This is a genomic window from Henriciella sp., assembly GCF_029937755.1.
In the GTDB taxonomy this organism is placed as follows: Bacteria; Pseudomonadota; Alphaproteobacteria; order Caulobacterales; family Hyphomonadaceae; genus Henriciella.
The window spans coordinates 109,540-131,486 of the sequence record NZ_JAPYPG010000003.1 but is presented as its reverse complement, the minus strand read 5'-3'; the positions used below and the strand labels follow the sequence as shown (position 1 = coordinate 131,486).

The following is a 21,947-nucleotide window of genomic DNA, read 5'->3' as shown; positions in this document are numbered from 1 at the left end:
GGGAGGATGATGACATGCCGAGACTGGGCAATGTGAATTTACTGGGTGTGCTGCTCGCCGCCATCGCGATCTATTTTGTTGGCTTCCTGTGGTACGGGCTACTGTTTTCGGAAGCCTACATGAATGGCATCGGCGTCTTTTTCAACGACTCCGGCGACACGGCGCGCTGGCTTGAAGCGGATGGAATCAAGAGCCGCACCGGAATGGGTGAGGAGGGGGCCTGGATGATTGGCGGGTTTCTCATCCCGCTGGTGCTCGCCTTCGGGCTTGGCTGGTACATGAAAAAACTGCAGATCGCCTCGGTGGGCGCAGCAGCCGGATTCGGGCTTCTGCTGTCGCTCCTGATCGGTGTGCCACTCATGGCCTATGGGCTCGTTTATTCGCCCTGGCATGACTGGCCGGCCTTCTTCGTGGATGCCTCACACACCATGGTGAGCTTCGTTGCCGGTGCGGTTGTGCTCTCCTTCTTCAAATGACACGAAAACCCCGGCGCGGAGGGGCCGCGCCGGGGGTCGTTTCTTTGAATTCTCTGCTGCCGGTCTAGCCGACCTGTGCAGGTGTCGTCTCAAGCGTCAGGCCGACATTGCGGGCCATGATGGCTTCTTTTTCCGAGGCCGAGATATTGGTCTTGAGGTTCGTTTGCGCTGAGCGGATGCCATGAGCAGCGAGCGCCTTCATCACCTCGGCGCGGCGCGCATCGGCCAGCGTCAGCTTGTCGGCATCCGTATCGGCATCATTGGCCGTGGCCGTGCCATCAATGGACGTTACCGAGCAGCCGCTCAGCTGTTCACGGGTCTCCCGGATGGCATCGCGGGCAAAGGGGGTGAGGTCGGCTGTGCCGGGCTCGAAGTAGATCGTAAGGTTGACCTCTTCGCAGGCCTGGGTGGCCGGTGCATAGTACGGGGTCGTCGGCGGCGTGCGTGCGTCGTCGGCGAAAGCCGGAAGCGAGAATGCAGTGATCGCGGCGCAGGCAGTGATGATGGACTTGCTCATTGTATTGCTCCTTCTTGCGATACTGAAGGAACAACGCCGCGAGGGCGAAAAGGTGCCACGAACCGGTTCAAATGTGGCGGTGTGGTGATCTTACAAAGGAATCTTGCCCTGTCCGCCCTCGCGGCTTAAAGGGGCATCGTCGCCGGTATAGCTCAGCTGGTAGAGCACCTGATTTGTAATCAGGGGGTCGGGGGTTCAAGTCCCTCTGCCGGCACCATTTTCATGCGTGAAAACAAGGCATTAGAAATGCAAGCACTTAATCAGGTGTTCCGCGCCTCGATTCGCCTAGAGTCCTGAAAAGCCCCAATAAAAACAAGGTGCGACATATCCGAACAGTTGTCCCCAGAGAGACAAAAGAGAGACAACGGATTCGGGATCATGTGCTATTATGACTCAGAGATCGCAGATCTCTCCGCGCTGCTAATGGCGCACCATTTCTCTATGTCATTCCAATACATTCAACCAACCGAAGAGCAAAAAGAACTCATGCAAGAGTTCCGCGATAAGTTTGAGGTCTTGGCTGCAGAGTTGCACTCCAAAGTTCCATCATGCCGAGGACTTTCCCTGGCTCTGACGAAGCTTGAGGAGTCAGCATTCTGGTTAAACAAGGGTATTACAAAAAACGACTGATATCGTTTATCAATTCTCCGTCGCACACTTTCTAAGGAAACGAATTGCCCCTCGAACTCGCCATCGCCCAATTCATTGCCTACGTCACGCTGACGTTAACGGGCATAACCGTAGCGGTCGTATCGCTGCGGTTTTCTTATCGCCAGAACTTTGGGTGGAAGCCACTTGTTTTTGTCCCTGGCCACGGGATGAGGGGAGGGGGCGATACTCCTGAGCTTTATCACATCGTTTTGCCGGTCGAGTTCTGGAACAGGCGAACTTACCCCCTCGTGCTTCGATCGATCATGGTGGAGTTCTCCGACATGAAGTTCGAAACAAGTAAGGTTAGTCATTCACCTGATCGGCTCTGGTATATTCATACCCATGGCAAAGCCTCGTATAGAGGTGGCGACACCGTCGCTGGCAAAGAGCACCTTCAACTTGAATTGGACGCTCCATTCGCAAAACGATCACTGGACGATTTCGCAACAGAGATCAGCGTCAAAGCAATTTTCTACGATCCGCGCACTAACAAAACTGACACCGTTAAGACGTCATACTCAATGGATTTCCGATCATAGCCACCCATACTTTCTCGCCCAAAAAGAGAGACAAAAGAGAGACAAAAGAGAGACAAAAGTTCTCTAACCCACTGAAAATAAACGACTACCACAATGTTTGTAATCAGGGGGTCGGGGGTTCAAGTCCCTCTGCCGGCACCATTACCACTCCTGCTAGCACGCATGCTGGGGGTGTAGAGAGTGCGCCGTGCGCATCGCAATTCGTCCCATTGTCCAACGATTGAGCATTTTTAAGCGTTGCGCTCCGGTGTCATCATGCCTTTCCTCCAGGCAACAATAAATGAACCCGCAACCCGCCTTGAGACGCATCTTCAAGTTTGGTCTGTCCGCCATAGAGTGACACCATCTCATTGACGATCGCGAGCCCCAGTCCTGAACCTGATCGGGCTTCGTCCCAGCGCGCGCCCGGTTGAAGCACGACCTGGTGGGCCTCGATCGGCAGCCCCGGTCCGTCATCTTCCACTCGCAGGCTGATCATCTCGCCGTCTTCATCGAAGCGCGCGGAGACATGCACCGAACGACGGGCGTAGCGGTAAGCGTTTTCGACGAGATTACCGAGGATTTCACTGAAGTCCTGCGGATCGCAAGCGACATAAAGGTTCTCTGGGACGTCAAGCGTCAGCCTCACGGGGCTATTGGCATTTATACGACGCATTGCGGCAGCCAATGCCTGGACCGCTTCGGCGAGCGGCGTGCGCACGCCTGGCATTCTCGCAACTGCCGCGGCCCGCGCCCGCGCGATGTGGTGATCTATATGACGCTGCATGCGCCGCGTCTCTTCCAGGATTGTGCCGGAGGCTGTCTGGCAGGTTGGTGTTTCGGCGAGTTGGCCGGCCTCATCCGCGATCACGCTAAGCGACCCACGCAGCCCGTGGGCCAGATTTCCTGCCTGGACACGGGCCTGTTTGAGATTCTCCCGTCCGGTTTCCAGCAGGGCGTTGAGCTCATCGACAAGGGGGCGCACCTCACGCGGGAAATCGCCTTCAACCGACATTGTCTCCCCCGCGCGCAGCTGCCGCAGCGATTTTGCCAGACGGCCGAAGGGGGCAAGGCCAAGAGAGACAAGCCCGGCCGCCGCAGCCAGGAGCAGTATTCCCAGACCTGCGAGTGCCAGCATGAGGATCCGGTTGAAACTGCTCACCATCGCGTCGAGTTCGCGTTTGTCCGTCCCGACGATGAAGCGCAGGACTTCGCCATCGCCGGCACGCTCAAGCCGTTCGGCGACGAAGGCGGTCCCGGTTGGCCCCTCGACCCTGTGGCGATGAGGCAGGACGCCAACCTCCGGCCGGTCCTCCGGCATGATCAGGGCGGAATTGCCCAGCGATGGGCTGCGCAGGGCAACATCCTCGCCGCGCTGGATCTGCCAGTAATAGCCGGACCGGGGAACATCATAGCGTGGATCGCTGAACGGGCTGACCAGGCTGACGTCGCGATCCTCCCAGCTGGCCAGGCCCTGGAGCTCTTCAACGTGCACGTCCAGCTCGTGATAGAATTGTGTTTCCGCATGATAGCGAAATATCGAGGAGAGCAGGAAATAGGCGGCGACCATGCCTGCCGCGACCCAGATCAGGGCGGCCAGGATGAGACGTATCCGGAGCGAAGAAGAAGACTTCATGGCGTCATCCGAACCTGTATCCCAGCCCGCGGACCGTCTTGATCCGGTCTGCCCCGATCTTCCGGCGCAGGCGGCTGATATAGACCTCGATTGTGTTCGATCCACGCATGTCGTCCAGACTGTAGAGATGTTCGGTCAGTTCGCTCTGGGAAACGACGTGGCGCGGGCGGTGCATCAGATAACGCAGCATTCTGAACTCCAGTGCGGTCAGCTCGACCAGCGCTCCATCAAGATGCACTTCGCCGGTGCTCGGATTGAGGGTCAGCCCGTTATGCGACAGCAGGGCAGTCGCGGCACCTGCGCCCCGGCGCAGCAGCGCGTTCAGCCGGGCTGTGAGTTCCGGAAGGTGGAATGGCTTTGTCAGGTAATCGTCCGCCCCGAGGTTCAGTCCTTCGACCTTTTCGGCCCATGTCCCGCGGGCTGTCAGGATGAGAATGGGTGTGGAGAGCCCGCCGGTGCGCCATTTCGACAGCACGCTCAAGCCGTCTTCGCCGGGCAGGCCGAGATCCAGAATAATCGCATCATAGCTGGCATCGAGGCCCATTTCATAGCCATCGGGGCCGTCGCTGGCGTGTTCGACGACAAAACCTGCTTGTTGCAATCCGCGGGTCAGGCGGGCTGCAAGGTTTTCATCGTCCTCGACAAGCAGGAGCTTGATGGCCTCATCCTTTCTCTAAAGCATCGCCGGAGCCTTTACCGGACAAGGCTGAAATTCAGCTGAACGCATAGCCTGGCGCTGTATTTCACCGAATTCAGCTTCATTTCAGCTTCCATTCAATATCGGATCAGGTCGGCCTGCTAGGCGCACCGGTACACATTCGTGACTGGAAAGCCCGCCATGCCTTCACTCTTTCGCCGAACCCTGTTCATGGCCGCCCTGGCGGCGGCCGGGGCGAATGGTCCCTCCCTCGCCCAGACTGTCGCGCTTGACCCGATCCAGGTCGAGCGTCTCGGGATCCAGCTTGGGAAGGTCGAACCAGCCGAGACCGTGTCAGTGGCAAGCCTGGCTGCGACGGTAGTCCGCGCCCGGTCGGATACGTTTACCCTTACCACGCCATTTGCAGGGACGGTAACGAAACTGGGCGTGGCGCCGGGGCAGCACATCAAGGCAGGCGATCTCGTCGCAGTCATAGAAAGCCAGGACTTCAGCGAGACACGGGCGCGCCTCAGTGAAGCCCGCGCGCAAGCCCGGGCGGCTGAGCAGTCGCTGGTCCGGCAGCAGCAGCTGGTGGAAGCCGGCGTTGGCGCGCGTACAGACCTGGAAGCTGCCGAGGCGCGCGCAGCCAGTGCACAGGCCACCGTCCGCGATCTCGCCGCGCGCATGCCGGATAACATCCAGACCAGCTCGTCCGGCACCACGCAGATCAATGTGCGTACCTTTGCGGATGGCCGTGTCGACAGCGTACAGGCGGGTGTCGGCGAGACGGTGAACGCCTTGAGCCCGCTGGCCTTTCTTTCGGCAGAAGGCCGGCTCTGGGCCGAGATCCAGGTTCCGGCCCGGCTTCTGGGGAGCATCTCCGTGGGCGATACGGTTCGTTATGAATCGGGTGGGACCGGCGCAATCGTTGTGAACCCCGAAACAATCGATCCGATGACACGGTCAGCCTCGGCCTATGCGGAAATTCCGGCGGATTTCAATGCCTATCAAGGCGCCCTGATCCGGGTGCAGCTGGAGAAAACGTATGAGGAAGCCGGGGTGATGTCCGTGCCCTCGGCGGCCGTCGTGGCCATCGAAGACAAGACATATGTCTTCCGTGAGGATGAGGGCGGTTTCGATGCCGTCGAGGTCGAGGTTGCCAACCGTACTTCTGATGTCGCGCTCGTCTCGGGCGCACTCCGCGCCGGCGACCGTGTAGCCATTCGCGGTCTTAGTGAACTCAAGATGCTTGCCATCGAGGAGATCGGCTGATGTTGCGCGCGATTGTCCAGGGAGCGCTCACCCAGCGCCTGTTCGTACTTGCCACAACCCTCCTGCTGGTGCTGGCCGGGGCGCTGGCCTTCATGCGCCTGCCGATTGATGCCTTTCCCGACATCTCGACCACCCAGGTCAAGATTGTCATGAAGGCGCCGGGCATGACCCCGGAAGAGGTCGAGCAGCGGGTCATCCGTCCGCTTGAGATGGAGCTTCTCGGTATCCCGCGCCAGACTGTGCTGCGCTCGACAGCGAAGTACGCGATTGCCGACATCACGATCGATTTCGAGGACAGCGCGGACATCTACTGGGCCCGGCAGCAAGTGTCCGAGCGCCTGGGCTCGGTCATGGGTGATCTGCCCTCGACCGTGTCCGGCGGCCTGGCGCCGATTTCGACCCCGCTGTCGGACGTGTTCATGTTCACCATTGAAAGCGACAGCCTCTCGCTTGAGGAAAAACGGTCCTTGCTCGACTGGACCATACGACCGGCGCTGAGAACCTTGCCTGGCGTGGCGGATGTTAATGCGCTGGGCGGACGGGTGCGCACCTTCGAAGTGCGCCCTGATCCGGATCTTCTGGCGCAGCTCGGTCTTTCCTCGGGGGATCTGGCCGAAGCTATCCAGCTTGGTAACCGCAATGACGGGGCCGGCCGGGTGGATGTCGGGGATGAAGCCCTGATCGTGCGCTCGGTCGGGGCCATCGAAACGCTGGATGATCTTGAGCAACTCGCGATCGACAGCCGCGAGGGCCGTCTGGTGCGGATCGGCGATGTCGCTGATGTCCGCATCGGCAGTCTGACGCGCTATGGCGCGGTGACGATGGATGGCGAGGGGGAAGCGGTTCAGGGCATCGTCCTGTCGCTGCGCGGCGCGGACGCGAATGCGATCGTCCGGGATGTGCGTGCGACGCTGGATACATTGCAGCCCTCCTTTCCGGAAGGCGTGACCATCAAGCCCTTCTATGACCGCTCTGCACTGATTGATCGGGCCATCACGACTGTACGCAAGGCGCTCACAGAAGCCATTGTGCTCGTCCTCGTGCTGCTTCTGCTCTTTCTCGGGAATCTGCGCGCCGCCCTTGTCGTGGCGATTACATTGCCACTGGCAGCGCTCATGACCTTCCTGGCGATGCAGGGCTTTGGGCTGTCGGCCAACCTGATGAGTCTTGGCGGGCTGGCCATTGCCATCGGCCTGATTGTCGATGCGGCCGTTGTGGTCGTGGAGAACACCGTGGAGCATCTTGCAAGACGCACTGACCAGGGAACATCGGCGCCACGAATTCACACCGTGTTCCGGGCGACGGCTGAAGTGGCCGCGCCGGTTTTCTCCGGCGTGCTCATCATCTGTCTCGTCTTCCTGCCCTTGCTGTCGCTGGAGGGTCTTGAGGGCAAGCTGTTCCGGCCCGTGGCGGCGACGATCATCTTCGCGCTTGCCGCGTCGCTGATCCTGTCGCTGACCGTGATCCCGGTACTGGCCTCCTATCTGCTACCGGAGAAGCATGGGCGCGACCCGCTCCTGATGCGGCTGATTTCGCCGGTCTATGCGCGACTCCTGCGCTGGAGCCTCGCTTTCCCGCTGCCGGTCTATCTCATCGCTGGCGGTGGCATCGTTGCCGCTGTCCTGGCCTATCAGGGTGTCGGGAAGACCTTCATGCCGACCATGGATGAGGGCTCCGTCATCATGCAGACCGCCAAGCTGCCCTCGGTCAATCTCGGCCGAAGCGTTGAAGGCGATCTGCTGGTCCAGAAGGCACTGCTGGAAGACGTCCCCGAGATCGAGAGTGTCATCGGACGCGTCGGGTCTGATGAGCTGGGCCTCGACCCCATGGGGCTGAACGAAGCCGACATGTTCCTCGTGCTCAAGCCGAAAGAGGAGTGGCGTGAGCCGGACAAGGCCTGGCTGATCGGGGAAATGCGCAAGACCATGCAGACGGTGCCCGGCATGGCCCCGGCCTTTACCCAGCCGATCGAGATGCGGACATCGGAAATGCTGACGGGTGCACGGGGCGATCTGGCCATCAAGATTTTCGGCCCGGACCTCGATACGCTGGCCGACCTCGCAGGGCAGATTGAAACCTCGATTGCTGGCGTCGACGGCGCTGCCGAGGTCATGACCCTGTCGAATGACACGATCGACTTCATGCAATTGCGTCTCGACCGGATGCGCGCCGGTGCGGCGGGGCTTCCGCTTTCCGAGGCCGAAGACAGCCTGCGTGCCATGCTGGAGGGTATCGGTGCCGGTGTGGTCATTGAACCGGGACGGCGCACGCCCATCCTGATCCGCGGCCAGGAAGAGCTGCGCCAGTCGCCTGAGCAACTGTCCGACATGCCGATTGCCACACCGGACGGCGGCAGTGTGCGGGTCTCTGATCTTGCCCATATCGCGGTTGAGCCCGGCCCGGTGAAGATCGACCGGGAGAATGCCTCGCGCTTTGCTCTCGTACAGGCCTTCGTGGAGGGGCGTGACCTTGTCGGCTTTGTTGGGGATGCCCAGGCGGCCGTGGCCAGTGAGGTGGATCTTCCGCTCGGCTACCGGCTTGAATGGGGCGGGGAGTTCGAGAATCAGCGCCGCGCCGCCGCTCGTCTTGCCCTTGTTGTGCCGATGGCGCTGGGTCTGATCTTCATCGTGCTGTTCGCGACCTTGCGGTCCGTGCGCCAGGCGGCCCTGATCTTCGCCAACGTCCCCTTTGCGCTTGTCGGTGGCATGCTCGCCCTCTGGATGTCGGGGGAATATCTCTCCGTGCCAGCCTCGGTTGGTTTCATCGCCCTACTTGGTATTGCCGTGCTGAACGGGCTCGTCCTTGTCAGCTATTTCAACCAGCTCATCGCGAGCGGGCTTTCACTGCACGCAGCGGTCGAGACAGGTGCCCAGCGGCGTCTGCGCCCGGTGCTGATGACAGCCACCACGGCCGCTCTCGGCCTTGTGCCGCTGATGTTTGCCGAAGGCCCCGGCTCGGAAATCCAGAAGCCGCTCGCCATCGTCGTGATTGGCGGCCTCGTGTCGTCGACCCTGCTTACCCTGCTTCTCCTGCCTGTCCTGTTCCGCCGCTTCGGCGTGGGCAAGGGCGAGGCACGCCAGACGGAAAGGTCACTTGAATGGACACCGATCTCTGCCGCCTGACGCTGGTCTACCCGCCAGCCTCTGAGGATGCGATCACCGAGGCCCTGCTTGGCATGGAGCCAGCTCTGCCGGGCTTCACGACCTGGGCCGGTGCCGGGCATGGCTTCGGCTATGACGAGGCTAGCCATGTCGAGAAAGTGCGGGGCAATGTCAGCCGCCGCGTGCTGACGACGATTGCCCGGCGTGAACGCATCGACGCCGCCCTGGAGGCGGTGCGGACAAACGCTCCCATCCCGAAACTCATGTACTGGATCGAACCCGTGATCGCCGGAGGCCGCCTGCTGTGAAACCCCTTTTACTTGCCACCAGTCTCCTGATGTCTGCTCCTGTGGCCGTTGCCCAGGCCTTCCTGCCGCCAGCGCCCAGCGTGCAGGCGTCGATCGACGCTCACCCCACCCGCCAAGCCGCCCATGAGCAGCTTTCCGCAGCTCAAAGCGAAGCCCGCCGACAAGCGGCTGGCGAATATGAGTGGCGGCTGGAGGGAGGCTATTCCAGCCGTGATATTAGCCATGAGGGCCGGTTCGACGAGTTTGAAATAGGCGCTTCGCGTCCAATCCGAAGACCCGGCAAGGCGCTCCTCGATAAGGCTCTTGGCAAGGCCACTATCAATAGTGCTGCAAGCCAGTCCGTTCTTACGAGGCGTGCCCTGAAGCTCGAACTTGCCAATCTCTGGATGGACTGGCTGGCAGCTGAAGAATTGGCGCGGATCAGTGACGAGCAGGTCAAGACGTATGAGAGCGCCCTTGCAGCGGTAGGACGCCAGCAGGAGAGTGGACAGTCTGCTGAAGTGGATGTCGAACTGGCTGCGAGCGCACTGGCCGAAGCCGAAGGCGTTGCCCGCCGTCGGCAAGGGGAGGCCGATATTGCAGATGCCCGGCTCCAGTCCCGTTTCCCGGATCTCATAAAACCGGAAGGTTTGCTCACTGTAAGTGCGCCGGTTTCTGTCTCCACGAGTGGAAACTGGCAGGAGAGAATCGTCGCGGCCAGTCCGGACCTCGCGGTGGCGGAGGCGGAGATCCGCCGTCTTGAGGCGCGCTCGCGCCGGGCCAGAGCAAACCTTCGGCCCGATCCGGAAGTCGGCGTCCGGGCCTTTTCGGAGCGCGGCGGCGATGAATTGGGTATGGGCGTCTTCGTCGCCATTCCGCTTGGCGGGCCAGCGCGAAGCGCCGCTTCTGACCGAGACCTTTCCCTTGCACGAGCCATGAGGCTCGAGACCGCTGCCCTTCGCCGCCAGGTCGAAGCTGACGCCAGCCAGGCAGTCATCATGGCGGCAAGCGAATACGAGGCCTGGAGAGCCGCCGATAAGGCGCGGGCCAACAGCCAGACAGCCATCGAGCGCGTCAGGCGCGGCTTTGATCTTGGTGCCTATGACTTGCCGACACGTCTCATTGCCGAGCAGCGGCATGGACGGGTCGTCATGGCAGAGGCCGAAGCCCGGCTCCAGGCCCGCCGGGCAGATATCAATATGCGTATCAAGGCTGAAGACCTTTGGCCGGATTAAGCTTCAGCATCTTCCCAGCGAAACTTTAGTGCTGTCGACTGATGTCTCCTTCCGGGATGGATGGACTGTGGAAGACGACGTTGATGGCTTCAAACCGCCAGCTTGGGGGAGCGCACGGGTGCTTGTGCGCAGCGAGTGTAAGAAAAGCGTCATCACGCATGGGTATGACGCGCCTCGGTTCCGGACTGTATCGAGGTGTATGATGAAGCGCGTGTCGATCCTGCTCGCCCTGGGCGTGCTGGCTGCCTGTGGTGCCAGTCAGTCAGAAACGGAGCTGCCGCAGACGCCGAGCAGCATCTTCCCCGATGCCGAAGTGCCGGACGCGTTCAATCGCGCCTATAGCCTGACCGAATCGATGGATGGCAATGTTCGCGTCTTTGCGCGCGAGCATCGCGATGTCACGAAACTCTATGAAATGCGCAAGCAGTCCGATGGCAGCTGGTCGGAACCCGCAGAGCTCGATTTTCCGACGCGTAACAAGTTGACCACGCCGTCCTTCAGCTTTGCTGATGGCATGCTCTATTACGCATCTGACATCGACATTCTCGACCGCGGCCAGCGGGATGCCAATCTCTGGCGTGTTGCGCTGGACGGTGAAGGGTGGGGGACGCCGGAACATCTGCCCGCATCGATCAATGACGGTGCTGAGCAGCTCAATCCTGCCATGGACCGCGAGGGCCGCCTCTATTTCACCTCCAATGGCTATGACAGCGTTGGTGGTCATGACATTTTCGAGGCCCGGTTCGATGAGGCCAGCGGAGACTGGACGGTCTCGAAGATGCCGGATGGCTTCAACGATGCAAAAGCCGATGCCCATGTAGCGGTTACGCCCGATGGCGAGCGGCTTTTCTTCTATTCCCACCGTCAGCCGAAACTCGGTGTCGTCGATATCTGGACGGCCGAGCGCGATGAAACCGGCACCTGGGGCATCCCCTATAATCTGGGTGAACCAGTCAACACGGCGGGAATCGACTTTGGAGCAGGATTGTCTGCCGACGGATCAGTTCTTTTCTTCTCCCGCGATGGCGTGCTGATGGAGATAGCCCTGACCGCGGCGCTTGCTGGAAGTGACGTAACTGGCAGTCAGAAGTAGGCACAAGCTTCCGGCCTGACCCCTGTTCTTGAAACCTGAAGCCGGCCGTCCGCTTCCTCCCACAGTGTGGCTTTCGTGCCGCATGGCAGGAGCGCCTTGATTCCCCTGTGGATTAATTGGCTGCGCTTCGATGACACCGTCTATATCCGCATGCGGAGAAAACCCGGCTAGCTCTGTAACTCTCCTTCGCTTCAGCATCACGCCGTCTTCAATAGTTAATTTTATACGGGATTTATGCTTGGAGTGTCACGTAACTGTCAGAAAAGCGTATAAAAAATGCAATGATGTGAAGGTTTTGTGATGTCGCATTAGTTTCAATGAGCTGTGCCATAGGGCCCTGCGAGTTCGGGGAAGGCTGCGTCTTCTCCGCTCGAGTGATGGATCGAAAACCCTGAGGGGGCTCTCATGAACACGGCCAAAAGCCTGCGTCTCATTTTCCTTGCCAGTGCAGCTGCCCTGGCAATCGTTGGTTGTTCGGATACGGACATTTCTTCTCCCGGGGCGCCAACCCCCCCGACGTCTCCGCCGCCGCCACCGCCACCGCCGCCGCCGCCGGCCGCCTCAACGATTGACCTCATCCCGACTGCAGGTTGTCCGGCGGGTACGAGCGAAGCGACCTTCGATGCCATTGCGTCTGAAGGGTTCTCCAGCATCGATGTCTGCGCGATTGGCGATGCCGGCGCGTCGACCACGACGATCACAACCGATGTCGATATTCCGGCGAACACGACTGTCGCGATCCGCGGCGCTGTGTTCATCGGCGAAGATGGCGGCACGTCCGCGACACTGAGCATCGGTGAAGGTGCGGTCCTTTACGGCGCGGCTGCTGGCGGCACCGGCGACGGCTCTGACGACTATATCGTGATCAGCCGCGGGTCGCAGATCGATGTGAACGGCACGGCAACCAGCCCGGTCCGCATGACGGCGCGCGCTGCGATCAACGACGAGAACACCAACTCCTCCATCATCGAGGCCGGCACCAATGCTCAATGGGGCGGCCTGATCATCAACGGCTTTGCCCCGATCAATGCCTGTATCGACGCGACTGCGACCGGCGGGTCGGCTGGCTGTGAGAAGCAGGGGGAAGGCGCGTCCGGTCTCTTCGGCGGCGATCAGGCCGGCGACACTTCCGGTGAAATCTCTTACCTCACCGTCGAGTATGCCGGTGCACGCCTGACCAATGACGATGAGCTGAACGGCATTGCCTTCCAGGGTGTCGGCTCCGCGACCACCGTCGACCACGTTCAGGTGCACAACAATCTTGATGATGGGATCGAGTGGTTCGGCGGCACGGTTGATGCCAGCTATGTTGTCATCACCGGCGCCGGTGATGACTCGCTCGACTGGACCGATGGCTGGCAGGGCAACCTGCAATATGCTGTCGTCAATTCGACCGTCCCGACCTCCGGTGACCCGCGCGGCATCGAGGCCGATAACCGTGACGGCGACAATGACAAGACCCCGATCTCCTCGCCGAACGTGTCCAACTTCACGCTGATCGGCACCAGCGGTAACCAGCAGGGTGTCCTCCTGCGCCGCGGCACGTGGGGCACGGTCGTGAACGGCATCGTCTCCGGCGGCTATACGCCGGGTCTCGATATCGACAACGACTTTACCTACGCCAACCTTGCCGATGGCACGCTGACGGTCGCGTCGATGTTCATCGATGCTGCCCAGACACTGGCCAATGACCAGGATGACATCGACAATGATCTCGCCACCTATGCGGCGAACAACGACATTGTCGGCGGTAACAACTCCCTGACCGATCGTTATTTCCCCGGCCAGGAAGAGCTTGGTGTTCCGGTCTTTGACGTGACGGGTGTCGGCAATCTTGCGCCGACGACCTATATCGGTGCCTTCAGCGATACCGAAACCGAAGGCGCCAACTGGGCGACCTTTGCCCTGTCCGGCACGCTCTTCCCGCCGGTCGGCTGCCCGACGGGCACGACCGAGAGCGGCACGCTTGACGGCAAGACGCTCTGTCTCGTCCCGGGCGGCGAGCTTCAGTCGGACCTGACGCTCTCGAATGGCGACGAGCTGATCTACGAACTGGATGGTACCGTCGTTGTCGGCTCCGACCTGGGCCCCGATCCGGCTGCTCCGCTGGCGGGTGGCGCATCGGCGACGCTAACCATCGAACCCGGCGTGACTGTGGTTGCTGAAGGCAATGATGACTACCTTATCGTCGCCCGCGGATCGCAGCTCGTGACCAACGGCACCGCGACTGCACCTGTCGTCTTCACCGCCAAGGGCGTTGTCGACGGATCTGTGCCAGTGACCGAAAGCCTGAAGGGTGTCTGGGGCGGTATCGTGATCAACGGCCGCGCCCCGATCAACGCCTGTATCGACGCCACGGCGGCCGGCGGCACGACCGCTTGTGAAAAGCAGGGCGAAGGGTCCTCCGGTCTCTTCGGCGGCGCAACGCCGACCGATGACAGTGGCCGTCTGCGCTACACCCGCGTTCAGTATGCCGGTGTACGCCTCACCAATGACGACGAGCTGAACGGCATCGCCTTCCAGGGTGTCGGTTCCGGTACGGATGTCGACTTCGTCCAGGTTACCAATAACCTTGACGACGGCGTCGAGTGGTTCGGCGGCAACGTCTCGGTCAGCAACCTGATTGTCACCGGCGTCGGCGACGACAGCATCGACTGGACGGATGGCTGGCAGGGCTCCCTGCAATACGCCATCGCCTATCCGGGTGTTGCCGGTACTGACGGCGGCATGTCGGGCGACCCGCGCGGCATCGAGGCCGACAACCGTGACGGCGACAACGACAAGACGCCGTTCTCGGCACCGGACCTGTCCAACATCACCCTGATCAACTCGGGCGATGCGGCAACCCAGCAGGGTGTCCTGCTCCGCCGCGGTACACAGGGCACACTGGCCAACAGCATCATCGTCGACTGGTCGGTCGGCCTGGATGTCGATAACGACCAGACCTACACCAACTTCGACAATGGCGATCTCGTCATCCAGTCGCTGTTCCTCGACAATACCGAGAACTTCGCCACCGACGGCGACAACCCGAACGACGCTTCGCTCGGTGTCCCGGCGTTCGACGCGGCGGATAACATCGTCACAGGCACGAACTCCCTCTCCGGCTTCAGCTTCGTTAACGGCGCCACCGGCGTGGTGCCCGGCACGACGGAAGCCAATGTTCCGGTGTTCGATGTTGCGGGAATTGGCGACCTCCTTGCCACGACCTTTGTAGGCGCGGTCGAAGGGGCGAATGATGACTGGTTCCTCGGCTGGACGGTTGAGCTCGATGGTACCGAGACCACGACCAACTAACGACCGCTGACAATCCGGGGCAGGGCGGTCCGAAACGGTCGCTCTGCCCCATCGTATTCAGACATCTCACAGAGGAGGCAACTCCTCTCCTCCGAGGGAATAACCATGTTGAAACCTGCCACTTATTTTCGCCTGGCGCTGCTGACAGGGGCTTCGCTGGCCTGCATATCCGCTGTCTCTGCCCAGGAAGCTGAAGACCCGTCTGATGAGCTTCGCCAGCAGAGCGTTGTGGTCCGCGGACAGTTCATCCCGGACGAAAAGCGCTCCACGTCAGAAGTTTCCAGCCTCATCGACGCCAAGGATTTCCAGGTCTCCGGGGACGCCGACGCAGCCGCAGCCCTCTCACGCGTGGCAGGGATTTCGACGGCCGAAGACCGTTTCGTCTATGTGCGAGGCCTGAACGAACGCTATTCCAGTGCGACGCTCAACGGCTCGCCGCTGCCGAGCCCGGAACCGCTCCGCCGTGTCGCGCCACTCGACCTCTTCCCGACCTCGGTCCTGCGCAGCATTCTCGTGCAGAAGACCTATTCGCCGGACCTTCCGGGTGAATTTGCGGGCGGGCTTGTCGACATTCGCACGAAGACGGTTCCTGATGAGGCTTTCTTTGAAGTGTCGGCCACTGTTTCCGGCGACACGCAGACAACCTTCCAGGACGGTCTGCTTTATGATGGCGGCGACCTCGACTTCCTCGGTGTGTCAGACAATGTGCGCACACCGCCGACGCTCGGCCCGGACGGGCCCGATGCGAATTTCGCAAGGGAGCTGACGAACAACTCCTCCCTGCTGATTACCCAGGAAGGCACCGTCCCGGCCGATATCAGCCTGAGCGCAACCGGGGGTCAGCTCTTTGATCTGAGCCCGGATATCTCGATGGGGGTTCTGGCTGCGGTTGCCTATTCGAATGAATGGAGCACGAGGGAAGGCAAGCGCGGGTTTGGCGACAGCTCCGGTGATGGCCTGCAACAGCGCTTCGAGAACGACCTTTATGCCACCGAGAATTCCGTCGGTGTGAATGGCTTCGCAACAGTCGGTTTCGATCTCTATGACAATCACGAGATTCGCGGGACGGCGCTGATTACCCGGTCGACTTCGAAGGAAGCCCGCACCGAGCAGGGTATCGATTTCGATGACAACTTCGAACGTCAGGACAATATCGAGTGGTTCGAACGCCAGCTCTGGACAACCCAGCTTTCCGGGGAGCACTTCTTCCCATCGCTGATGGACCTGAAGGTCGACTGGCGGGCGTCCTATTCCGAAGCCCAGCGCAATGCGCCATACCAGTTCTCGATCCTCTACCAGGATTCAGGGCAGGGCCTTCAGACGCTCGCCAACTCTGAAGACACGACCTTCACCTTCAGCACGATTGACGATGACTCCACAGACCTCGGCATCGATCTCGAACTGCCAATCATGCGGGGCGCCGATTGCTATCTGTTCTGTGAAACGGACCTGAAAGCGGGTTACGCCTATCTCGAAAGCGACCGGCTTGCGACGTCGCGTATCTTCGCGATCGAGGGCCTGCCGCTCTCCAGCACGCGGATCGACTATCTGTTCTCGTCGCTGTTTGCCAATGGCGATCTCGATTCCAGTTCGATCGGCGGCGACCAGTTCCCGGAACAATATGTGGCAACGCTGGAAGTCGATGCCGCCTATGCCGGACTGGATACGCAGATCACACCGTATCTGCGTGGGGCGATCGGTGTTCGCTACGAGCGCGCCATCGAGGCGATCGATACGCGTGTCATCGGTGGCGATCCGTCCCAGAACTTCGTCGAGTCCTGCATCGACCGCGAACCGGACGGCAGTTGTGACTATGAGTATGACCTACTTCCGGCCGCAACCGTCACCTGGAACCCGTTCGATGATCTGCAGGTGCGGGCAGGCTATTCCGAAACCCTGACGCGTCCGCAGTTCCGCGAACTGGCGCCGACGGAATTCCTCAACACCGAAACGGATGTGGTCTTCCAGGGGAACCCGTTCCTGATCAACGCTTCGATCGAGAACTATGATATCCGGGCCGAATACTATTTCGGCCGCGAGCAGTTCGTGACCTTTGGTGTCTTCTACAAGGACATGGAACGCCCGATTGAGGAGATCAACAACCGGTCAGGCGATGAGCCGGTGACGACCTTCATCAACGTTCCGAGCGCAGAACTCTACGGCGTCGAGATGGAGTATGAGCAGGCCCTGCCGATGTTCGATACGTTCGGTCTCGACTTCTTCCGCGACCGGGACCTGACCGTGAAGGCGAACTATACCTGGTCGGACTCGGAAGTCTCGGCAGGCCGCAACCCGGCAGATCTGGGTCTGACGACACCGGAATTCTGTGCGCAGTTTTCGGAAGAGTGCGTCATCACCAATCAGAACCCGCTTAACCCCGAGCCTTTCCCGCTCCCGGGGGCTGGCCTGATCGAGGACGGACGCCGCCTGCAGGGGCAGTCTGAGCATCTGTTCAACCTGCAGCTCATCTACACCGATGAGATGTCGGGTACGGAAGCCAACATCCTCGTCAACTATGCGAGCGAGCGGATCCGGTCTGGTGAAGCGCTGGCCCTGAACATCCCGGCGATCATCGAAGAACCACCCCTGACGGTGGACTTCGTGCTCAATCAGGGGTTCGATTTCCGCGGAGGAGATTATGAGTTCAGCTTCAAGGTCAAGAACCTGCTTGGAGATGACTATGAAGCCTATCAGGAACGTGGCGGAGACCGGATTGATGTCGACGTGTACGATATCGGCACCTCGATCTCTCTCGGCCTGAAGCGCCGGTTCTAGAGCAGGGCCTGCGTCAGGCGTTCGCGCAATTGCCTGATCTGGCCTAATATGTACGGTTGAGGGCGGGCTCCCCGCCCTCAACCATTCTATCCCCAGAGGGGAAACGGGTAGACTTTAATGAGGGTGATGGACCCCAGACTTGTCGAAACGGCACGCATCGGCACGCAATTCGTGTTGCTGATCGCGGTCGCATATCTCGTCGCGCGCATCTGCTGGCTGCTTGTTGCCCCCGGCGATGCTGTGTCGACGCTGACCCCGCGGCCGCTGCCAACGCCGGTCGGGCAGAGGTCTGTCAGTGATGTGCGGGCGGATATCAGCCTGCTCCTGAAAGAGAACCCGTTCGAAGTGGGGGAGGGGGCTTCAGAAGCCGTTCCCGATGCTCCGGAGACCGATCTCAATCTCAAGCTCGTTGCCCTTTTCATGTCGACTGGCGACAGTGGCACGTCGTCGGCGACCATCATCACCCCCGACAACACGGCCACCCGCTATGAGCCAGGCGAGGAAATCCTGCCTGGGGTCATGCTCGACCGCGTGCTCTCAGACCGGGCAATCATCACCCGGGATGGCCGGGAAGAGACGATCATGCGCAGCGGCCGCGACGCGGGGCTGTCTGTCATCGGCGATCCAGCGACCGCGCGGAATGAAGCTGGCCGCGTGACCAGCGAAAGCCCGTCCCTGTTTGAACCGGGTCTGTCGGCGCGGACATTGCTTGCCGGCATCGATGCTGAGCCGCGGATGAGAAACGACGTGGTCTCCAGCCTGGTTTTGCGGCCAAAGGGAGATGGCAGTCTCATGCGTGCAGCTGGCCTTGAACCTGGAGACCAGCTTTTGAACGTAAACGGCGTGAGCGTATCAGAAACAGACCTGTCGGCCTTGTCCACAGAACTCGAGGCTGGCGGGGTGGCGACACTTGATCTCCAGCGGTCAGGCGAGACCCGCACCATCGAAATCCGCTTCGAGGAGGAGCGAGAGTAATGAAGCATTTTATGACCGCTCTGGCTGTCCTGGCGTTTGCTGCGCCGGCAACGCATGCGGAAATGCAGTCACCGCAATCGGCACGCCATGTGTTGAGCCTCGACGACGTCGAGATCACAGCGCTGATTGACGATGTCTCGATCATCACCGGTTATACCTTCATCCTGCATCCGGATGTGGCGCGCACGCGCGTGACGGTTCTGTCGCAGGCCCCGATGACGACTGACGAGGTCTTTCAGGTTTTCCTGTCGACGCTGCGGGTGCATGGCTTTGCGGCGATCCCTGCAGGGAAGGGTGTTTACCGCATCGTGCCAGAGCAGCTCGCGGTCGGTGAAGCCGGCGTTGCGAATACCGGTCCGAACACGTTCATCACCCAGGTCTTCAGGCTCGAAACGTTCGGGGCGGTCGAAGCGGCCCAGATGGTGAAGCCACTGGTCGATGCGCAGGGGCAGGTTGTCGCCAATTCGCGGTCCAATTCCGTGGTCGTCGTCGACTATGCGTCCAACATGCCGCGTATCCGCAACATCATCGCGGAACTTGATGAGGACGACAGCTCGGATGTGCGGTCGCTTGCGCTCAAGAGCGTCCCGTCGCGGGAAATGGCGCAGCTGCTGACCGACCTGCTGGGCACGCGTGACGGCAATCCCGTTCCGAATTTCGAAGTGTCCTCCTCGCCGACGAGCAATTCCATTGTCGTGCGCGGCGATAATGCGCTGGTGACCCGCGCCCTCAAGGTTGCCTCCGACCTCGATGCGGAAGAGCCGACACGCGACAATCTTCGCGTCATGCAGCTCAACAACGCCAAGGCAGAGGAAATCCTTCCGGTGCTTGAAAAGCTCGCCGCCACGATGGCCGAGCAGACCGGACCGGCCGAGACGACCGCACCGCGCGCGACGATCGCCCACCACGCGGAATCAAACTCCCTGATCATCAGCGCCCAGCCTGATACGCTGCTTGCCATGCAGCGCGTGGTCGATGCGCTGGACCAGCGCCGTGCGCAAGTGCTTGTCGAGGCGATCATTGTCGAGATGTCGGATGACACCGCGCGCGAACTCGGGGTCCAGTTCCTGCTCGCCGGGCAAGGCGATTCCACAACGCCGCTCGTCGGCACGAATTTTTCGCGGTCCGCGCCGAACCTCCTGGCGCTTGCTGGCGCCCTCATCAATGAAGATATCTTCGGTGACGGCGAGAGTGATGGCAGCAATCCCTTCCAGCAGGCGGCCATCAGCTCCCTGCTCGGGGTCAATGGCACACTGCTGGGAATCGGCGGCCAGAGCGGCGATACGCTGTTCGGTGCGGTCATCAACGCAGTTGAGGAAGACACCAATTCCCGCGTCCTGTCGAAACCGTTCAACATGACCCTCGACAATGGCACCTCTTCCCTCCTCGTCGGCCAGAATGTCCCGCTGACATCGGGTGAGGTTCTGGGATCGGACAATTCCAACCCTTTCCGAACCGTTCAGCGTGAAGAGGTCGGTGTGAAGCTCGAAGTCACACCGCGCATCTCCTCGGACGACACGATCCGCCTCGACATCTTCCAGGAAGTTTCCAGCGTGTTCGGCCAGGTTGGTAATGTTTCACCGGACCTGATCCTGAACACCCGGAACATCTCGACCAGCGTGCTTGCCGACGATGGCGAAATCATCGTGCTGGGCGGCCTGATTGAGCAGACGGAATCCAAGCAGAGTTCCAAAGTGCCGTTCCTGGGCGACATTCCGGTGGCCGGGAACCTGTTCAAGTCGGAAGGCCGGGGCGGCACGCGCACCAATCTGATGGTTTTCATCAAGCCGACCATCGTGCGCGACCGCGAGGATGCAGCGCGCGTGACGGCCCGTAGCTACAACTATATCCGCGCGCAGGAATTGTTGCGCGAAGACGAGGTGAACGTATCCTTGGACGAGTTCCTGGGGCAGGTGTTGAGCGAACCGCCTGTGCCGCAGGACCAGTAGGGCTTGCAGCCATGACTGCAGCGATGGTGGCATGAATGAGTGAGGCAGAGACAGGACGGACGCTGACCTATGCCTTTGCACGCGACAAGGGCCTGGTCGTGCTGTCGAGGGATGGCGAGACCGTCGAGCTCGGCGTCCGCGCGGGCGCCGACCCTGTCGCCATTCTCGAGGCGCGCCGCGCCATCGGTCGCCCGCTGAGCTTCCAGCCGCTCGATCCAGCCCGGTTTGAGCGGGAATTGTCCGAACACTATGCCCGCGCCGCGATTGATGGCGGTGAAACGGAAGCGGCCATGGATGGCGAGGGCGATCTCATGTCGCTCATTGATGACATCCCGCAGACCGCAGACCTGCTAGACGGTGATGATGATGCGCCGGTCGTTCGCCTGATCAATGGCCTCATCTATGAAGCTGTGAAGCGGCGCGCGTCGGATATTCATATTGAGCCGCATGAAGATACGCTGTCGGTACGCTACCGGATCGACGGCGTGCTGCAGGAAGTGCTGACGCCGTCTCGCCGTCTCGCCGCTCCGCTGACCAGCCGGGTGAAGGTGATGGCGCGGCTCGATATCGCGGAAAAACGCATCCCGCAGGACGGCCGGATTTCACTTTCCATTGGTGGACGATCCATTGATGTCCGCGTCTCCACGCTGCCATCGCGCTATGGCGAACGGGTCACCATGCGCCTGCTCGACACGCGCAATGCGCTGCTCGGGCTCGACGAACTTGGCATGGACGAAGAAACGCTCAGACGTTTCCGGTCGGTGCTCGCCCAGCCGAACGGGATCACGCTGGTGACTGGCCCCACCGGTTCGGGCAAGACCACGACGCTGTATTCGGCACTGTCTGTGCTCAACAATGGCCAGCGAAACGTCATGACGCTGGAAGACCCGATCGAATATGGCCTGGAAGGCATCAGCCAGACGCAGATGCACCACAAGGTCGGGCTGACCTTCGCCGCCACGCTGCGTGCGATTCTGCGACACGACCCGGACGTGGTTATGGTCGGCGAGATCCGCGACCTCGAAACCGCCAAGGTGGCCTTCGAGTTCTCATCGACCGGCCGCCCGGCACTCTCCACCGTGCATACCAATAGTGCCGCCGGGGCGATCCAGCGCCTGCGCGATATGGGGATCGAGCCCTATGTGCTCGCGGCGACCATGCGCGCTGTGCTCGCCCAGCGGCTCGTGCGAAAGCTCTGCGACCATTGCAAGGTGCCACACGAGGCAACGGCCGACGAGAAGGCGATGTTCGGCGTGCCGCTTGAAGAACACCATGAATTCTACCGCCCGCAAGGCTGCATGGCCTGCGCCCAGACCGGCTATGAGGGCCGCCTCGGCGTCTATGAGCTTCTGGTCGTCGACCAGGAGGTGCGCCAACTCATTCGTGAGGATGTGTCCGAGGACGACCTCGAAGCCCGCGCCTTCGCTGGACACGATACGCTGTTCCGCAATGCACGCCGCTATGTGGTCGCCGGCCAGACCAGCGTCGAGGAAGTCCTGCGAGTCTGCCGCAAGGATGAGAGCTAGCA

15 protein-coding genes and 1 tRNA gene are annotated in these 21,947 nt (G+C 60.9%); 13 read left to right on the top strand and 3 right to left on the bottom strand.

Features of this window, described 5'->3' with window-relative positions:
- The first annotated feature begins 14 nt into the window (after positions 1–14).
- Positions 15–476: a DUF1761 domain-containing protein gene (locus tag Q1K29_RS08255; RefSeq protein WP_300393170.1), complete on the top strand. Its 462-nt coding sequence runs from the start codon at positions 15–17 to the stop codon at positions 474–476.
- Between the two features lie 64 nt (positions 477–540).
- On the opposite strand, the gene Q1K29_RS08250 is transcribed toward Q1K29_RS08255, so the two are convergent.
- Complete coding sequence (locus Q1K29_RS08250; protein ID WP_300393167.1) at positions 541–993, bottom strand: hypothetical protein; 453 nt, start codon at positions 991–993, stop codon at positions 541–543.
- A 141-nt stretch (positions 994–1,134) separates the two neighbouring features.
- Here Q1K29_RS08250 and Q1K29_RS08245 point away from each other — a divergent pair.
- Both Q1K29_RS08245 and Q1K29_RS08240 read left to right on the top strand, forming a co-directional pair.
- Positions 1,135–1,210: transfer RNA gene (locus tag Q1K29_RS08245), tRNA-Thr, on the top strand.
- 457 nt (positions 1,211–1,667) lie between these two features.
- Positions 1,668–2,183 carry a hypothetical protein gene (locus tag Q1K29_RS08240; protein WP_300393165.1) on the top strand — a complete coding sequence of 172 codons (516 nt, stop codon included), beginning with the start codon at positions 1,668–1,670 and terminating at the stop codon, positions 2,181–2,183.
- Positions 2,184–2,436: 253 nt separating this feature from the next.
- On the opposite strand, the gene Q1K29_RS08235 is transcribed toward Q1K29_RS08240, so the two are convergent.
- Together Q1K29_RS08235 and Q1K29_RS08230 are read right to left on the bottom strand one after the other, a co-directional pair.
- Positions 2,437–3,798 (bottom strand): HAMP domain-containing sensor histidine kinase, encoded by a 1,362-nt coding sequence (locus Q1K29_RS08235; RefSeq protein ID WP_300393162.1) that lies wholly within the window; start codon positions 3,796–3,798, stop codon positions 2,437–2,439.
- 4 nt (positions 3,799–3,802) lie between these two features.
- A complete protein-coding gene (locus Q1K29_RS08230; protein WP_300394056.1) occupies positions 3,803–4,447 on the bottom strand; it encodes a response regulator transcription factor in 645 nt (214 codons plus the stop codon).
- Between the two features lie 189 nt (positions 4,448–4,636).
- Between Q1K29_RS08230 and Q1K29_RS08225 the strand changes: the two genes are divergently transcribed.
- From Q1K29_RS08225 to gspE, 10 genes are all read left to right on the top strand, one after another.
- Positions 4,637–5,707, top strand: coding sequence for an efflux RND transporter periplasmic adaptor subunit (locus tag Q1K29_RS08225; protein WP_300393159.1), 1,071 nt, complete (start codon positions 4,637–4,639; stop codon positions 5,705–5,707).
- A complete protein-coding gene (locus tag Q1K29_RS08220) occupies positions 5,707–8,829 on the top strand; it encodes a CusA/CzcA family heavy metal efflux RND transporter (RefSeq protein WP_300393156.1) in 3,123 nt (1,040 codons plus the stop codon). The genes Q1K29_RS08225 and Q1K29_RS08220 overlap by 1 nt, the downstream gene beginning before the upstream one ends.
- Positions 8,805–9,116: a DUF3240 family protein gene (locus Q1K29_RS08215; protein WP_300393153.1), complete on the top strand. Its 312-nt coding sequence runs from the start codon at positions 8,805–8,807 to the stop codon at positions 9,114–9,116. Before Q1K29_RS08220 ends, Q1K29_RS08215 begins: the two co-directional genes overlap by 25 nt.
- Positions 9,113–10,330: a TolC family protein gene (locus tag Q1K29_RS08210; RefSeq protein WP_300393150.1), complete on the top strand. Its 1,218-nt coding sequence runs from the start codon at positions 9,113–9,115 to the stop codon at positions 10,328–10,330. The genes Q1K29_RS08215 and Q1K29_RS08210 overlap by 4 nt, the downstream gene beginning before the upstream one ends.
- A gap of 199 nt (positions 10,331–10,529) precedes the next feature.
- On the top strand, positions 10,530–11,423 hold the full coding sequence (locus Q1K29_RS08205; RefSeq protein WP_300393147.1) for a hypothetical protein: 894 nt from the start codon (positions 10,530–10,532) through the stop codon (positions 11,421–11,423).
- Positions 11,424–11,828: 405 nt separating this feature from the next.
- Complete coding sequence (locus Q1K29_RS08200; RefSeq protein ID WP_300393144.1) at positions 11,829–14,720, top strand: hypothetical protein; 2,892 nt, start codon at positions 11,829–11,831, stop codon at positions 14,718–14,720.
- A 105-nt stretch (positions 14,721–14,825) separates the two neighbouring features.
- Positions 14,826–17,495, top strand: a complete 2,670-nt coding sequence (locus Q1K29_RS08195; protein WP_300393141.1) for a TonB-dependent receptor — start codon at positions 14,826–14,828, stop codon at positions 17,493–17,495.
- A 126-nt stretch (positions 17,496–17,621) separates the two neighbouring features.
- The gene (locus tag Q1K29_RS08190) at positions 17,622–18,470 is read left to right on the top strand and encodes a type II secretion system protein N (protein ID WP_300393138.1); all 849 of its coding nucleotides are present in this window, start codon (positions 17,622–17,624) and stop codon (positions 18,468–18,470) included.
- Entirely contained in the window at positions 18,470–20,419 is a 1,950-nt protein-coding gene (gspD, locus tag Q1K29_RS08185) for a type II secretion system secretin GspD (RefSeq protein WP_300393135.1), read from the top strand. Before Q1K29_RS08190 ends, gspD begins: the two co-directional genes overlap by 1 nt.
- A 35-nt stretch (positions 20,420–20,454) precedes the next feature.
- A complete protein-coding gene (gene gspE / locus Q1K29_RS08180; protein WP_300393132.1) occupies positions 20,455–21,945 on the top strand; it encodes a type II secretion system ATPase GspE in 1,491 nt (496 codons plus the stop codon).
- Positions 21,946–21,947 lie beyond the last annotated feature (2 nt).

Excerpts from the sequence above, each read along its gene's own strand:
- Q1K29_RS08220 (WP_300393156.1), top strand. The coding sequence starts at position 5,707 with ATGTTGCGCGCGATTGTCCAGGGAGCGCTCACCCAGCGCCTGTTCGTA.
- Q1K29_RS08200 (WP_300393144.1), top strand. The coding sequence starts at position 11,829 with ATGAACACGGCCAAAAGCCTGCGTCTCATTTTCCTTGCCAGTGCAGCT.
- Q1K29_RS08190 (WP_300393138.1), top strand. The coding sequence starts at position 17,622 with ATGGACCCCAGACTTGTCGAAACGGCACGCATCGGCACGCAATTCGTG.
- Q1K29_RS08215 (WP_300393153.1), top strand. The coding sequence starts at position 8,805 with ATGGACACCGATCTCTGCCGCCTGACGCTGGTCTACCCGCCAGCCTCT.
- Q1K29_RS08205 (WP_300393147.1), top strand. The coding sequence starts at position 10,530 with ATGATGAAGCGCGTGTCGATCCTGCTCGCCCTGGGCGTGCTGGCTGCC.
- Q1K29_RS08195 (WP_300393141.1), top strand. The coding sequence starts at position 14,826 with ATGTTGAAACCTGCCACTTATTTTCGCCTGGCGCTGCTGACAGGGGCT.
- Q1K29_RS08225 (WP_300393159.1), top strand. The coding sequence starts at position 4,637 with ATGCCTTCACTCTTTCGCCGAACCCTGTTCATGGCCGCCCTGGCGGCG.
- gspE (WP_300393132.1), top strand. The coding sequence starts at position 20,455 with ATGAGTGAGGCAGAGACAGGACGGACGCTGACCTATGCCTTTGCACGC.
- Q1K29_RS08250 (WP_300393167.1), bottom strand. The coding sequence starts at position 993 with ATGAGCAAGTCCATCATCACTGCCTGCGCCGCGATCACTGCATTCTCG.
- gspD (WP_300393135.1), top strand. The coding sequence starts at position 18,470 with ATGAAGCATTTTATGACCGCTCTGGCTGTCCTGGCGTTTGCTGCGCCG.
- Q1K29_RS08235 (WP_300393162.1), bottom strand. The coding sequence starts at position 3,798 with ATGAAGTCTTCTTCTTCGCTCCGGATACGTCTCATCCTGGCCGCCCTG.
- Q1K29_RS08255 (WP_300393170.1), top strand. The coding sequence starts at position 15 with ATGCCGAGACTGGGCAATGTGAATTTACTGGGTGTGCTGCTCGCCGCC.